Here is a 14,310-nt window from a genome sequence, read left to right on the forward strand (position 1 = left end):
CCGGCGGTCCTTTTTTCAAAATATCTTTCTCTTGTCCTCCGTGGCGTTTCTTTCTGTTTCCTCCGCCCTGCCCGTCCAGGCTGCGGAAGAGATCGAAGTCGGCATCACGCCGCCGGCTGTGGGGGCCGGCCCGTTCCAGTTTGATACCGCTGAACAACATGACATCCGTGTGGATATCCTGGCCCGGGGTCTGGCACATGGGTTCACCGTCGCCTTCCTGCCCAATCATGATGCCCTGATTGTTGAACGGGGTGTCCGGCTACGGCTGCTGCGCAACGCCACCGGCCCCAACCCGGAACTGGTCAGCGCCGCGATCGCGGGCGTTCCGGACTTCAGCAATGTCGACCATGCCGTGCCCGACGATATGCTGGGCCTTCAGGATGTGGCGCTTCATCCTGATTTCTCAAAGAATCAGGTTGTTTACGTCACCTACAACCGGCCGGCCGGCTTTGATGCCGGGTCCGGCCGCCTGCTCGTCACGACTGTTCTGGCGCGCGCCCGGCTGCTGGATATGCGGCTGGTCGATGCAAAAGACCTTTGGGTTGGCGAAGCGGTTCAAGGTGCTGGCGGCTCCCGCATCCTGGTCACCAAGGACGGGATGGTCTATGTCGGCGTTGGCGGGCTCAGCCGGGGTGATATCGATGCGTCCCAGCGCACGGATAACATCTATGGTAAGGTTCTGCGGGTCGATGCTGACGGCAAAATTCCCCAAGACAATCCCTTCATTAAGGTAGCCGGTGCCCGGCGGGAAATTTATACGCTGGGCCATCGTGATGTGCTGGGCTTGGCCGTTGATCCCCGCTCTGGCGCGATCATCGCCTCGGAACATGGACCGCAGGGTGGTGATGAGATCAACCACATCCTGCCGGGCCGCAATTATGGCTGGCCGCGCTTCACCTATGGGACCGAATATGGCGGCTCACCGCTGCCGACAAAGCCTGTGGGGCCGGATACGGAGCCACCCCTGACCATCTGGACGCCGGGCATCGCCCCCAGCGGCATTGCCTTTTACAATGCGGACAAGGTGCCCGCATGGCAAAATAACCTGTTCATCGCCAGCGCCCGGCGGGGCCAGATCAATGGAACCGGCGCCTTGATCCGGGTGGTCCTGAATGAGAAGTTGCAGGAAATGCGGCAAGAGATTCTGCTGGATGGGCTGCGCCAGCGCTTCAAGGACGTACGCCAGGGGCCTGACGGGCTGCTCTATGCCCTGACCGATGAGAGCGACAGCCTGTTGCTGCGGATCAGCCCGACATCCGCCAGCGCTCGCTGACGCAGCAATTGACCGGCTGCCCCATGGCGGGGCAGTCAACGTAACGAACGATGACCGTTGCGAGGCACAATGACGGACCGAACCCGGAGTGCAGATATCAGGGGCGCAACATCGCCCCCACCATGTCGCCCAGCAGGTTGATGAATGCCTCGGGCTCTACCCCGCGCTTGCGGTATTTCGCCCGCTTCACATACCAATCCTGCAGCATCGGCTTGATCAGGGCGGCCGCCATGGTCGGATCGACGGGACGGAAGCGGCCGGTATTGATGCCATCGGCGATGGCATCGCGCAGCAGCGCTTCCGTCCATAATTCGCTTTCCACCGCCATCGCCCGCCCCTGCTTGCCAAAGGCCTTGGCCTCCATGAAGGCGAAGACGAACCAGGGGCCCATGGCCTCGGTCAGATAGACGTGGCGCGCCATCAAGGCGCGCAGCCGCGTCAGCGGATCACCGGTCGCAACATCCGGCGCGGTCAGCACCAGACCGATGGCATCCACCACCTGCCCCAGGATCATCAGCAGCAGCGTGTCCTTGCTGTCGAAATAGCTGTAGAGCGCGCCCATCGACAGGCCCGACTGTTCCGACAGGTCGCGCAGCGACATGGGATGGAACCCGTTGCGGTTGGACAGGACCAGGGTAGTCTCAATGATCCGCGCCAGATTGGCCACCGCCGTCTCGGCCTTGCGCACCCGGATGGTGGCCTGATGCCGCTCCAGAATGCGGCGGCACAGCGCCTCCATCGATAGGTCGAATTCCTGCTGGAACGTGCTGTAACTGTCCATACCGGCCCCCTTCGCCGCCCGACATAGCATGAACGGCCATTGCCGGCGAAGCCGAAAGGCGATATAAAACGAGCGCTCGCTCTTTTTTGAAAGCCCGCCGACATGGATTTCACGCTGCCCCCCGCCCTGGAGGATTATCGCCGCCGCATCCGGGATTTCGTGGAAACGGAAATCCTGCCGGTGGAGGCGGACCGCAGCCAATGGGACGCGCATGAGAATATTGCCGACGGGCCCTTGGCCGCCTTGCGCGCCAAGGCCAAGGCGGCCGGCCTGTGGACCCTGCAGCTGCCGCCGGAAGCCGGTGGCCAGGGCCTGCCCTTCACCGGCCTTGCCGCTTGTTATGAGGAGATGAACCGCTCCATCTTCGGCCCCGTCTGCTTCAATGCTGCCGCCCCCGATGATGGCAATATGCGGCTGTTGAATCAGGTGGGCACCGCGGCGCAAAAGCGCCGCTGGCTGGACCCCATCGTCGAAGGGCGGGTACGCTCCGCCTTCGCCATGACCGAACCGCATCCGGGCGGCGGGTCCGACCCGTCAATGATGCGCACCCGGGCGGAACGCCGGGACGGGCGCTGGGTGATCCATGGCCATAAATGGTTCATCACCGGGGCTGGTGTCGCCCAGCATTTCATCCTGCTGGCCCGCACCTCTGACGATCCGCGCAAGGGCCTGACCGCCTTCCTGTTCGACCGCGACCAGCCCGGCTGGCGCATTGAACGCCGCATCCCCATCATGGGACCGGAGGAACATGGCGGCCATTGCGAGCTGATCTTCGACGGGCTGGAGGTGGCCGACGAAAACGTGCTGATGAATGTCGGCGACGGGCTGAAAGCCACGCAGATCCGCCTGGGCCCCGCCCGGCTGACCCATTGTATGCGCTGGACCGGCCTTGCCAAGCGCTGCCTGGAAATTGCCGGTGCCTATGTGAAGGAACGCCACAGCTTCGGAATGCCGCTGGCCGAGCATGAGGGGGTGCAGTGGATGCTGGGCGAAGCGGCGATGCAGATCGAGATTTCCCGCCTGCTGACCATGCGGGCCGCCGCCGCGCTGGATCGTGGGCAGTTCGCCCGCAAGGAAGTGTCGATGGCCAAGGTACAGGTGGCCGACACGCTGTCGCGCAGCGTGGATACCGCCATCCAGCTGTGCGGCGCGCGCGGCTATTCCCGCGATACGGTGCTGGAATGGATTTACCGCTATGCGCGGCAATCGCGGCTGGTCGATGGCGCCTCAGAAGTGCACAAGATGGTACTGAGCCGGTCCTATCTGGCCGAAGGGGATACGTTCTGGGGGTGGTCATGAGCGTGGCCCCCCTGTCGCCAGAGCAGTTGCAGGCATTGGCCGACTGGCTGGCCCGGCAGGCCGGGGCCGCAACGGTGCGGCTGGAAAATGTGCGCCGCCTGTCGGGTGGTGCCATCTCCGTCAATCTTTCCATGGATTTGATCATTGACGGCGGGCCGCTCACCGGGTGTCAGCCGGTGGTGTTTCGCGCCGGATCGCCCAGCGGTGTCTCCGCCAGCCTGTCCAAGGCGCAGGAGGCGGCCGTGCTGCGCGCGGCCTTCGATGCCGGCGTCACCGCCCCGGAACCGCTTTTCGTGGATGGGGAAGGCGCCTTGCTGGGCAGCCCCTTTTATATCATGCGGCGGGCGGGCGGGATGGCTGCCGGCCATCGGCTGGTGAAGGCGCCCCCCTCCCCCGCCCTGGCCCATGATCTGGGGCAACAGCTGGGCCGGCTGCACCGTCTCCGCCCCGGTGCGCCGGGGCTGGATTTCCTGCCCCTGCCGGCGGCTGACCTGATTGATGAATGTCTGACCGCCTATCGTGGTTGGCTGGGAGAAATGGCGGGGCTTGATCCGGCGCTGGCCTATGGGCTGCGCTGGCTGGATCGGCGGCGGCCGGCAGTGGGCGATCTGGTGCTGTCGCACCGCGACTACCGCACCGGCAATTATCTGGTGGAGGGGGGAAAGCTGACCGCCATCATCGATTGGGAATTTGCCGGCTGGTCCGACGCGATGGAGGATATTGGCTGGTTCTGTGCCGCCTGCTGGCGCTTCGGCCGGCGCGACCAGGAAGCCGGCGGCATCGGCGATCGCGCCGATTTCTATGCCGGCTATGAAGCGGCCGCCGGCCGCCCTGTCGACCATCAGGCCGTGCGCTGGTGGGAAGTGATGGCCCATCTGCGCTGGGCCGCCATCGCGGTACAGCAGGCAATGCGCCATGTCTCTGGTGCGGAGCCTTCACTGGAACTGGCGCTGACCGGCCGGATGCTGCCGGAGATCGCCTATGACATGCTGCGGGAAATCGACCAGATGGAGGCGGCCGCATGATCCGTGACCTGCCAGACACCCAGAACCTGCTGGAAACCGCGCTGGCCAGCCTGCGGGCGGAGCTGCTGCCCAACCTGCCCGATCACGCCCGCTATACCGGGCTGATGGTGGCCAACGCCCTGACCATCGTGTTGCGCGACCTGCGGGCAGCGGAGGCGCGGAGCCATATCACCGCGACGCTGACCGGCCTGATCGGCCGGGATGATGCCCCGGCCCTGTGTGCCGCCATTGACGCCGGCACGTTCGACGCCGCCGCACAGGATGCCACCTTGCGGCAGGCCCTGCTGACCATCACCCGCGCCCGCCTGTCGATCAGCAATCCGAAGGCATTGGGCTAACGGCCCTGCAAGGGTCGTTGACGACGGGTTCGCGCGGCCATACATTGATCAATGACTCACTAATCACAAATAAGCGGCACCCGGCCGCAATCGAACAGCGGAGGATGCAACCCCATGTCCGTGATCAACAGCCAGCCGCCCCAGCCCGCCGTCGAGCCCTCCCCCACGCCGCCGCCCTTGCGCGGCGATCCCATCACCGGCAGCCGTTATACCAGCCGGGACTTCATGGCCCTGGAATGGGACCGGATGTGGACGCGCATCTGGCATATCGGGGGCTGGGCGGCGGACCTGCCGGAACCGGGCGATTACATCACCCACGAGATCGGGCAGGAGAGCATCCTGATGGTCCGGCAGGAGGATGGATCGGTCGCCGCCTTCTACAATGTCTGTCCCCACCGGGGAAACCGGCTGGTGCATGGCGATCTGGGCCATGCCAAGGTCTTTACCTGTTCCTATCATTCCTGGCAGTTCGACCGGGCCGGCACCACCTGCCGGGTTCAAGACCCCGATGATTTCCCCCAGGGAAACCCCTGCGGCAAGGTCAAGCTGTCCGCCATAAAATGCGAGGTCTGGGGCGGTTTCGTCTGGTTCAACATGGACCCGGCAGCCCCACCCTTGCGCCACTATCTCGACCCTGTGGCCGCACAATTTGAAAAATACAGCATGGATCAGCAGGTTCGCGTGCTGTACCTGACGGCAGAGGTCAATTGCAATTGGAAGGTCATTCACGACAATTTCAATGAAAGCTACCATCTGCCGACCCTGCATCCCGAACTGTCGACCTTCATTGAGGATGCCTATCAGGACACGCTGTTCGACCTTTACCCGTCCGGCCATAACCGGATGCGGATGAAGGGCGGGATGCCTTCATTACGGGCGCAGAGCGTCACCGACGTGGCCCAGCCGCTGGATGATATCCTGCGCGCCTGGGATCTGGACCCCGCCGCCTTTCAGGGCCATGCCCGCGATGCCCGCCGGGCCTTGCAGGAACAGAAACGACGCCTGGGCCGGGAGCGCGGCTTTGCCCATTATGATCTGCTGGATGATGACCAGTTGACCGACTATCACCATTACACCCTGTTCCCCAATGTCTCCCTGACCATGAGTGCGGACGGGTTCCAGTTGCTGCGGCCGCAGCCGCACCCGACCGATCCGGAGAAATGCCTGTTCGACCATTGGTTCATGGTGCCGGTGGTGCCGGGCCAGACGGAGGCGATGACCCCCGTGGGCCCCCGCCCCCTGGCCGAGGCAGAACATGAAATCTTCAGCCATGGCGATCAGAGCCTGGGCTTTGTCGCCGATCAGGATCTCTCCATCGCCGTGGGACAGCAGCGGGGCCTGCGCTCCCGTGGCTTCAAGGATGCCTATCTGACCGGGCAGGAAGCGCGGGTCCGCCGGTTCCACGAGATGATCAATGATTATATTGAGGGCCGGCGCTGATGCCCTATGCGTCCGTCACCGCCGTGACCCGGCGGCGGCGGACGGGTTTGGGCGCTGCCTCTGCCGCTGGTGCGACCGCTTCCGGCACGGCCAGCATCGGGGGCAGCGGCCCGGCCTTCAGGCCATTGGCGACAAAGCGCAGATAGGTATCCAGCATCTCCGGCGACAGGGGCCGGATCTTGCCATCGACCGCACAGAACCGCATCAGCAGATAGGAGCGCGCGCCCATCAGCATACTGGCAACCTGTTCCAGTTCCGCCTCGCTATAGAGCGGCGGTTCCTGGTCCTTCAGGCTGCGCCGCAGCGACCGGACATAGCGTTCCAGCAGCATGTCGACATGGGCACGGAAGGCGGTGGGGGCGAAAAGCTCGGCCTCCATCATCAGGCGGTACATATAGGGATGGGCCACCAGATAGGCGAAATTCGCCTCCAGCCCCCGCCGCTCCACCTCCAGCAGGGAGGTGGCGTTGCGCACGGCGTCGCTGATCTTGTCCAACATGCGGGCCCCCAGGGTGGGCAGCAGCAGGTCGAACAGTTCCTGTTGTGATTTGAAATGCAGATAGAAGGTGCCGTGCGCCACCTTGGCCTTGGCCGTCACCCGCGCGATGGAACAGCCGGAATAGCCATAACGCCCGACGATCTTGGCCGCCGCCTCAATCAAAGTCAGGCGCGTGGCCTCATTCTTTTCCACCTTCTCGGCAGATGGCTTCCGTTTCCGCCCCTGTGCGCTGACCGCCACCGTCCCCACTCCTTGACCCTGCTTCGCCACCGGACGACTGCCGGCCGAGGCTGATTTCAAGGCGATGATAGCAACGGAAGGGGCCGCGGTTCAACCGGGGGCGGCCCAATAAGGCGGTTCAGTCATCCGGCGCCACCACGATGGACAGGCCTTCCAGCACCGGGCCGACCGGAATCTGGCAGGCCAAACGCGATTGCGGCATGGTATCGGGCAGGTCGGCCAGCAAGGCCGCCTCATCCGCGCTGACTGGCGGCAACTGACCCTCCCTGGCATTCAGCACATGGATATGGCAGGTGCCGCAGGCCATATTCCCCCCGCACAGACCTTCCACCGACAGGCCGCCATTGCGCAGGGCCACCATCAGGCTGTCGCCATCGGGGGCGTCAAGGCTGTGCCGGGTTCCATCACGGTCGGTTACCTGGATCAGGGTCATGGCGCTTCCTTTATTGACTTATGATTCATTGATCATAATCATATCGACAGGGATTAAGGTCAAGTGCCGTCTGGTGCATGTGGACAAAGGCAAAAGGGAGGAGCAGGGGACATGACGATTGCAGATGTGATCGGCGTTGAACAGCGGGGGGCCGTGGCGCATGTCACCTTCAACCGCCCCGATGCGTTGAACGCCCTGGACATGGCGCTGGCCAGCACCCTGGATCAGACGCTGGCACGGCTGGCAGTGGATGAAACGGTGGGCGCCATCGTGCTGACGGGGGCTGGCCGCGCCTTCATGGCCGGCGGCGATGTGCGGGAATTCGCCCAGACGCTGGACGGCCCGGCCGCCGCCCGCAGCGCCTATTTCAGCCGCCTGATCGACCATGCCCATGGCGCGGTGGAGCGGGTATGGCGGATGCCGAAACCGGTGATCGCCGCCATCAACGGGCCGGTGGCCGGCTTCGGCATCGGGCTGGCGGCCGCCTGCGATTTTTCCATCGCCGCAGAGGGGGCCGGCTTTTCCCTGGCCTATTGCCATCTGGGGGCCACGCCGGATGGCGGGGCCACCCTGATCCTGCCCCATCTCTGCGGCCTGAAACAGGCCAGCGAACTGGTGATGCTGGGTGACCGGTTCAGCGCCGCGGAGGCCCACCGGCTGGGCATTGTCAATCAGCTGGTGGCCGCCGATGCGCTGGCCAATACGGTGGACGCCCTGTCGCAACGGTTGGCCACGGGCCCACGGGGTGCCCATGCCGCCGCCAAGGCCCTGCTGCGCGGGCCGCTGACCGCCGCCTTCCTGGCGCAGTTGCAGGCCGAAAAGGACCAGTTCACCGCCCGTGCTGACGGTGCCGAGTTTGCTGAGGGGTTGCGGGCTTTACTGGGCAAAAGGAAGCCGGATTTCACCAGCCGCCCGGACTTGACAAGCCAAGACCCGCGCTTCATTCTGACTAACGAATCATAAATCAACAATATGTCATCACGACCGGCCAAACCGGCCCCGTGATCCATGGAAATTGGGAGGAAACAATGCCGTTCACGGGACCGGTGGAAGACCGTCTGGCCATCCGCGAGCTGAATGAAATCTATGCGGATGCCGTCAACCAGCACAATGCCGAGGATTGGGCCTCCACCTGGGCGGAGGACAGTTTCTGGTGCCTGCCGCATGTGCCGGGGATGGAACAGCTTTCGGGCAAGCAAACCATCGTTGATGCCTGGGTGGCGGCGATGAAACATTATCCCGACATTGTGTTTCTGGTACTGCCCGGCTCCATCGTGGTGGAGGGCGAGCAGGCCACGGCGCGCATGTATACGGCGGAATCCTATACCGACAGCGAAGGCGTGGCCCGCCGCACCCATGGCCAATATGACGATATCCTGGTGAAGATCGACGGCCACTGGGCCTTCAAATCCCGCACCTTCTCTGTGCGTTACTGGGTTTAAGGGGGGCATGATGGGACGTATTGCCGGCAAGGGTGCCATCGTCGTCGGTGCCGCCAATCGGGACAATATGGGCCAGGTCATCGCCCGCCGCTTCGCCGCTGAAGGGGCCACCGTGGTGGTCGCCGGCCGCAAGCGGGAGGAGTTGGAACGGCTGGCCGGGGAGATCGGCGGCCATGCCGCCCTTTGCGACATCACCGACCGGGAACAGGTTTTCGCCCTGGCCGCCTTTGCCAAGGAAAAGCTGGGCCATGTCGATATCGCCCTGAACGCCACCGGCTGGGGCCTGCTGAAGCCGTTTCTGGAGACGACGGAGGAAGAGTTCGACCAGATGAGCGCGCTTCAGTTCAAGGGGCCGTTCATGTTCTATCAGGCGGTGATCGGTGCCATGGACCGGGGCGGATCGATCATCCAGATCAGTTCCGCCACCGCCACCATCATGCTGAACGACCATGCCGCCTATATGGGGGCCAAGGCCGGGACCGACCATATTATCCGCGTCGTGGCGCATGAATTCGGGCAGCGCGGCATCCGCGCCAATTCCATCTCCCCCGGCCTGACCGCCACGCCGATGACGGCAGGCCATATGGCCATTCCAGGCCTGACAGAGGCGTTCCTGCCGGAATATCCGCTGGGCCGCATCGGCACGTCGGAGGATATCGCGGCGGCGGCTGTGTTCCTGGCGTCAGACGAGTGCTTCATGACCGGCCAGAATCTCCAGGTCAATGGCGGGCTGACCCTGCGCCGCAACCCGACAAAGGAGGAGATAGCGGCATCGATCGCACGGGCGGCGGGGGGTTAGTGTGTGTCAGGTTTAGATTGAACCGATCGTCCCTTCTCTACCGCCACCCCGGCCTGCGCCGGGGTGGCGGTAGAGAGTGATTCAGCGTAAACCTGACAAACTCTAATCGTCCCCCTGCCCCGCCACCTTGCGCTTACGACGCGGCGCCAGCGGCACCACCTCTGCCGCCGGTGCCGCTGGCGCTTCTGCCGGCATGTCCAGCTTCACGCCCAAACCTTCGGCGACGAAGCGCAGATAGGTTTGCGTCAGTTCCGGGGTCAGCGGTTTCAGGCTGTTGCCCTCCACACAGAACCGGGTCAGCAGGTGATAGCGGGCACCCAGCAACATGGAGATGACGGCATCCAACTGGTCTTCACTGAAGGCCGGCTGGCTCTGCGCCGCCATCGATCGGCGCAGCGACTTCTTGTAGGGCTTGGCCAGTTCCTCAAAATATTGGCGATAGGCCACAGGGGCGTAAAGCTCCGCCTCTGACGTGACCCGGTGCAGATAGGGATGCTGCACCAGATAATCGAAATTGGCCACCAACCCGCGATGTTCCAGCTCGATCAGGCTTTTGCTGTCGCGCACCGCCTTGCCGATCACTTCCAGCATCTCCGCCCCCAGGGCCGGCAGCAACTGGTCGAACAGATCCTGCTGTGATTTGAAATGCAGATAGAAGGTGCCGTGCGCCACCTTGGCCCGGGCGGCGACACGGGCGATGGAACAGCCGGCATAGCCATATTTGCCGATAACGCGGGCGGCGGCGTTCAACAGCCGCATCCGCGTCTCCTCATTCTTCTGGACCTGCGCTTCCGACCGCCGGCGGCGGCCGGGGGACGGTTCCTGTTCATCCGACGGGGCGGAGGCTTTCGCTTTCCTGGGCGGCACGGGCAAACCTTGCTTTTGTCCGGGAGGGAGGCGCCATCAGCATACATGACTAATGACTCTATAATCATTTTGTCACAGTTGCGGGCGCGCTGCAATCCGGGCTGTTGCCCCACCAGACGGCTGTTGAATATCGGAAAGTGGCGTTGACGGAAGGATAACGGAAAGATACAATGACTAGTGAATCAAAAATCATTCTTCGGGAGGATCGGACCACCGGCTCAGGCGCCGGGCAAGGTCCGGGGCAGCGGGAAATGGCGGGAAAAGCCGCCCCTTCTGCCTGACGCAACAGGGAGATTTCCATGCAGATCAGCCGCGAGCAGATGCTGCGGGCCTACCGCCAGATGGTGACGATCCGGGAGTTTGAGGAACGGATCCATGTCGATATCCAGCGCGGTGGCATTGCCGGCTTCACCCACCTTTATGCGGGGCAGGAGGCGGTGGCCGTCGGGGTGTGCGAACACCTGACGGAAAAGGACAAGATCATCAGCACTCATCGCGGCCACGGTCATTGCATCGCCAAAGGCTGTGACGTCATTGGCATGATGAAGGAAATCTATGGCCGACAGGATGGCTTGTGCAAGGGCAAGGGTGGCTCCATGCATATTGCCGACCTGGATAAGGGCATGTTGGGGGCCAATGGCATTGTCGGCGGCGGCCCGCCCATCGCCGTGGGCGCCGCCATCACCGCCAAGGTGCTGAAGACCGGCGGCGTCGCCGTGTCGTTCAGTGGCGATGGTGCCAGCAACCAGGGCACCGTGTTCGAGGCCATGAACATGGCCGTGGTGCTGAAAGTGCCGAAAATCTTCGTGCTGGAGAATAACGGCTATAGCGAACATACCGGCTTCAGCTATGCCGTGGGCAGCCGGGATATGGTGCGCCGTACCGAAGGCTTCGGGATGCCGGTGTTCCAGGCCGATGGCTATGATTTCTTTTCCGTCTATGAGGCGATGCGTCAGGCGACGGAACTGTCGCGCAATGGCGGCGGCCCCTGCGCCGTCTATGCCGAATGCACCCGCTTCTTCGGCCATTTCGAAGGCGACCCCCAGCTTTACCGCGCCAAGGACGAGGTGGCGCGGCTGCGGGCGGAGAAGGACAGCCTTAAAATCTTCCGCCAGCGGGTGACGGAAACAGGATTGCTGCCCGGCAGCGATCTGGATCAGGTGGAAGGCGAGGTCCGCGACCTGATCGACCGCGCCGTGCGTGAAGCGGTGGCCGCCCCTGCCCCCACCGCCGCCGACGTCCTGACCGACGTTTATATCAGCTATTGAGCGGGAGCCTGACCCATGCCCAAAATTTCCATGCGCCAGGCGATCAATGACGCCCTGCATCTTGAAATGGAACGCGACCCCCGCGTGATCGTGCTGGGGGAGGATGTGTCCGGCGGGGCCGGCGGCACCTCCGGTGAGCGGGAGGCGGCCGGCGGCGTCTTCGGCCTGACCAAGGGATTGCTGCCCCGCTTCGGCGAAGACCGGGTGATCGACACGCCGATCAGTGAAAGCTGTATCGTCGGGGCTGCCAATGGGGCGGCACTGACCGGCCTGCGCCCGGTGGCGGAGATCATGTTTGCCGATTTCGTCGGCGTCTGCCTGGACCAGTTGCTGAATCAGGCGGCGAAGTTCCGCTATATGTTTGGCGGCAAGGCGCGCACACCGCTGGTTATCCGCATGACCTGCGGCGGCGGCATGAATGCGGCGGCCCAGCATTCGCAGACGATCTATCCCATGCTGACCGGCATTCCAGGATTGAAGGTGGTGGTGCCGTCCAACGCCTATGACGCCAAGGGCCTGTTGCTGACCGCCATCCGCGACGATGATCCGGTGATCTTCTTCGAGCATAAATCGCTCTATATGGATGAATGCGATGTGCCGGACGGGGATTACACCATCCCCTTTGGCGAGGCCGCGATGGTGCGCGAGGGGGAACATGTCACTGTGGTCGCCCTGGCCCGCATGGTGCCGCTGGCCATTGGTGTGGTCGATAAGCTGGCCGCCGAGGGGATCAGTTGCGACCTGATCGACCCGCGCACCACCAGCCCGCTGGATGAGGAAACCATTCTGGAAAGCGTGCGGGCCACGGGCCGGCTGGTGGTGGTGGATGAAAGCCCGCCGCGCTGCTCCGTCGCCGCTGATATCGCCGCCATGGTGGCGGAAAAGGCCTTCCACCATCTGAAAGCCCCGATCATCCAGGTGACGGCCCCGCACACGCCCGTGCCGTTTGCGCGGGAGCTGGAGGCCGCCTATCTGCCGTCGCCGGAAAAGATTGAAGCCGCCATCCGCAAAGTGCTTGGCAGCCGCTGATAAAGGGGGAACGACGCGATGAACGCCATCACCCCGATCATCATGCCCAAATGGGGCCTGGAAATGTCGGAAGGGACGATTTCCAACTGGCATGTGGCAGAGGGTCAGACCCTTTCCCGCGGCATGGAAATCGTCGATATCGAAACCGCCAAGATCGTCAACACGCTGGAATCCGATCTGGAAGGCACGGTGCGCCGGCTCGTCGCCCCCGTGGGCCAGACCCTGCCCGTGGGTGCCTTGATCGCCATCGTCGCCGATGAGGGCGTGACGGATGCCGATATCGACCGCTTCATCCGGGGGGAAGGCCCCGCGCCAGCGGCGGAACCGGCCCAGGTTGACACCCCGGCACGTGCTGTTGCCGAGCCGGTGGCCGTCAGCGCCCCCGATCTGGAACGCCGGAACGAGACGGTATCGGCTACCCCGATCGCCCGGCGCATCGCCAATCGGCATGGGGTGGACCTGTCGCGCCTGACCGGTACCGGGCGCAATGGCCGCATCAATCAGGAGGATGTGGAGGCCTATCTGGCCAACCATCCCGCATCAGCGCCAGCAAACACCCCACCCGCGACCATCGACAACCGGTCGATCCATGCCACCTCCCACGCCATCCGGCTGGCCAACCGGCTGGGCATTGACCTGTCCCGCCTGTCCGGCACTGGGCGGAACGGGCGGGTGAATGTGGACGATGTGGAACGCCACGCCGCCGCCAGCGGCTTGGCCCCGGCAGCAGCCCCCACCCCACCCGCCGGACCGGCGGCGCGCAAGCTGGCGGCGGATTTAGGTATCCCACTGTCCAGCGTGACGCCGACAGGGCCAAAGGGCCACGCAACGAAGGAGGATGTACGCAACGCCGCAGCCTCCCCACCGCCAGCCCCTGCGCCGACCGCTGCCAGCGATCTGCTGCCGCACAGCGCCATGCGCCGCGCCATTGCCACAGCCTTGACGGCAGCCAAGCGGGATGTGCCGCATTTCTATCTGACCGCCGATATCCTGATGGATGATCTGCTGGGCTTACGCGGTCAGTTGAACGCCATGGTGGGGCCAAAAATCTCCGTCAATGATTTCATCGTCCGCGCCGCTGCCCTGGCGCTGGGCGATGTGCCCGATGTGAATGTGCAATATACCGAAGAGGGGATGCGCCGCTTCACCCAGGCCAACATCGCCATCGCCGTGGCGATCGAGGGCGGGCTGGTCACGCCCGTGCTGCGCGATGCCGGGGCCAAGCCGCTGCGCAGCATCGCAGCGGAGGCGGCAGCGCTGGCCGCCCGCGCCCGCGACCGGCGGCTGACCCAGGCGGATTTAAGCGAAGGTACCTTCGCCATTTCCAACCTGGGCATGTTCGGTATCCGGGATTTCCAGGCCATCATCGCCCCGCCCCAGGCTGCCATTCTGGCGGTGGGGGCGACAAGGCGGGAAGCGCAGGAAGCCAGCGATGGCGGATTGCGGTTCCGGTCGGTGATGTCGGTGACACTCTCCTGCGATCACCGCGCCATCGATGGGGCGGTGGGTGCGCGCTTCCTGGCAGCCCTGCGCCAGCATCTGGAACAGCCGCTGGGATTGTTGAGCTGATAAGGAAA

The 14,310-nt window shown here is 64.0% G+C and carries 15 protein-coding genes; 11 read left to right on the forward strand and 4 right to left on the reverse strand.

Features of this window, described 5'->3' with window-relative positions; translation table 11 throughout:
- The first annotated feature begins 40 nt into the window (after positions 1 to 40).
- Positions 41 to 1,273, forward strand: coding sequence for a PQQ-dependent sugar dehydrogenase (locus PCJ49_RS14675; protein ID WP_269911563.1), 1,233 nt, complete (start codon positions 41 to 43; stop codon positions 1,271 to 1,273).
- A gap of 97 nt (positions 1,274 to 1,370) precedes the next feature.
- Here the strand turns inward: PCJ49_RS14675 and PCJ49_RS14680 are convergent, their stop codons facing one another.
- Positions 1,371 to 2,054: a TetR family transcriptional regulator gene (locus tag PCJ49_RS14680; protein WP_269911564.1), complete on the reverse strand. Its 684-nt coding sequence runs from the start codon at positions 2,052 to 2,054 to the stop codon at positions 1,371 to 1,373.
- Between the two features lie 102 nt (positions 2,055 to 2,156).
- Here PCJ49_RS14680 and PCJ49_RS14685 point away from each other — a divergent pair, with 102 nt between their 5' ends.
- From PCJ49_RS14685 to PCJ49_RS14700, 4 genes are all read left to right on the forward strand, one after another.
- Positions 2,157 to 3,353, forward strand: coding sequence for an acyl-CoA dehydrogenase family protein (locus PCJ49_RS14685; RefSeq protein WP_269911565.1), 1,197 nt, complete (start codon positions 2,157 to 2,159; stop codon positions 3,351 to 3,353).
- Positions 3,350 to 4,378 carry a phosphotransferase gene (locus tag PCJ49_RS14690; protein ID WP_269911566.1) on the forward strand — a complete coding sequence of 343 codons (1,029 nt, stop codon included), beginning with the start codon at positions 3,350 to 3,352 and terminating at the stop codon, positions 4,376 to 4,378. The genes PCJ49_RS14685 and PCJ49_RS14690 overlap by 4 nt, the downstream gene beginning before the upstream one ends.
- Complete coding sequence (locus tag PCJ49_RS14695) at positions 4,375 to 4,716, forward strand: DUF6285 domain-containing protein (RefSeq protein WP_269911567.1); 342 nt, start codon at positions 4,375 to 4,377, stop codon at positions 4,714 to 4,716. The genes PCJ49_RS14690 and PCJ49_RS14695 overlap by 4 nt, the downstream gene beginning before the upstream one ends.
- A gap of 114 nt (positions 4,717 to 4,830) precedes the next feature.
- Entirely contained in the window at positions 4,831 to 6,156 is a 1,326-nt protein-coding gene (locus PCJ49_RS14700; RefSeq protein WP_089290523.1) for an aromatic ring-hydroxylating dioxygenase subunit alpha, read from the forward strand.
- 4 nt (positions 6,157 to 6,160) lie between these two features.
- On the opposite strand, the gene PCJ49_RS14705 is transcribed toward PCJ49_RS14700, so the two are convergent.
- Positions 6,161 to 6,895: a TetR/AcrR family transcriptional regulator gene (locus tag PCJ49_RS14705; RefSeq protein WP_269911568.1), complete on the reverse strand. Its 735-nt coding sequence runs from the start codon at positions 6,893 to 6,895 to the stop codon at positions 6,161 to 6,163.
- 118 nt (positions 6,896 to 7,013) lie between these two features.
- Positions 7,014 to 7,328: a 2Fe-2S iron-sulfur cluster-binding protein gene (locus PCJ49_RS14710; protein WP_269911569.1), complete on the reverse strand. Its 315-nt coding sequence runs from the start codon at positions 7,326 to 7,328 to the stop codon at positions 7,014 to 7,016.
- A 111-nt stretch (positions 7,329 to 7,439) separates the two neighbouring features.
- Here PCJ49_RS14710 and PCJ49_RS14715 point away from each other — a divergent pair, with 111 nt between their 5' ends.
- The 3 genes from PCJ49_RS14715 to PCJ49_RS14725 all read left to right on the forward strand — a co-directional run bounded on the left by PCJ49_RS14715 (position 7,440) and on the right by PCJ49_RS14725 (position 9,569).
- On the forward strand, positions 7,440 to 8,291 hold the full coding sequence (locus tag PCJ49_RS14715) for an enoyl-CoA hydratase-related protein (protein ID WP_269911570.1): 852 nt from the start codon (positions 7,440 to 7,442) through the stop codon (positions 8,289 to 8,291).
- Positions 8,292 to 8,356: 65 nt separating this feature from the next.
- On the forward strand, positions 8,357 to 8,770 hold the full coding sequence (locus tag PCJ49_RS14720; protein WP_269911571.1) for a nuclear transport factor 2 family protein: 414 nt from the start codon (positions 8,357 to 8,359) through the stop codon (positions 8,768 to 8,770).
- Between the two features lie 7 nt (positions 8,771 to 8,777).
- On the forward strand, positions 8,778 to 9,569 hold the full coding sequence (locus tag PCJ49_RS14725) for an SDR family oxidoreductase (protein ID WP_269911572.1): 792 nt from the start codon (positions 8,778 to 8,780) through the stop codon (positions 9,567 to 9,569).
- Between the two features lie 102 nt (positions 9,570 to 9,671).
- Here PCJ49_RS14725 and PCJ49_RS14730 read toward each other — a convergent pair whose 3' ends face one another.
- Positions 9,672 to 10,436: a TetR/AcrR family transcriptional regulator gene (locus tag PCJ49_RS14730; protein WP_269911573.1), complete on the reverse strand. Its 765-nt coding sequence runs from the start codon at positions 10,434 to 10,436 to the stop codon at positions 9,672 to 9,674.
- A 299-nt stretch (positions 10,437 to 10,735) separates the two neighbouring features.
- On the opposite strand from PCJ49_RS14730, the gene PCJ49_RS14735 reads away from it, so the two are divergent.
- The 3 genes from PCJ49_RS14735 to PCJ49_RS14745 are packed head-to-tail and all read left to right on the forward strand — an operon-like array spanning position 10,736 to position 14,302.
- Positions 10,736 to 11,704 carry a thiamine pyrophosphate-dependent dehydrogenase E1 component subunit alpha gene (locus tag PCJ49_RS14735; RefSeq protein WP_269911574.1) on the forward strand — a complete coding sequence of 323 codons (969 nt, stop codon included), beginning with the start codon at positions 10,736 to 10,738 and terminating at the stop codon, positions 11,702 to 11,704.
- 15 nt (positions 11,705 to 11,719) lie between these two features.
- Complete coding sequence (locus tag PCJ49_RS14740; RefSeq protein WP_269911575.1) at positions 11,720 to 12,733, forward strand: alpha-ketoacid dehydrogenase subunit beta; 1,014 nt, start codon at positions 11,720 to 11,722, stop codon at positions 12,731 to 12,733.
- Between the two features lie 18 nt (positions 12,734 to 12,751).
- Complete coding sequence (locus PCJ49_RS14745; RefSeq protein WP_269911576.1) at positions 12,752 to 14,302, forward strand: 2-oxo acid dehydrogenase subunit E2; 1,551 nt, start codon at positions 12,752 to 12,754, stop codon at positions 14,300 to 14,302.
- Positions 14,303 to 14,310 lie beyond the last annotated feature (8 nt).

The sequence above is a fragment of the Niveispirillum sp. BGYR6 genome (assembly GCF_027568365.1).
Lineage (GTDB): Bacteria > Pseudomonadota > Alphaproteobacteria > Azospirillales > Azospirillaceae > Niveispirillum.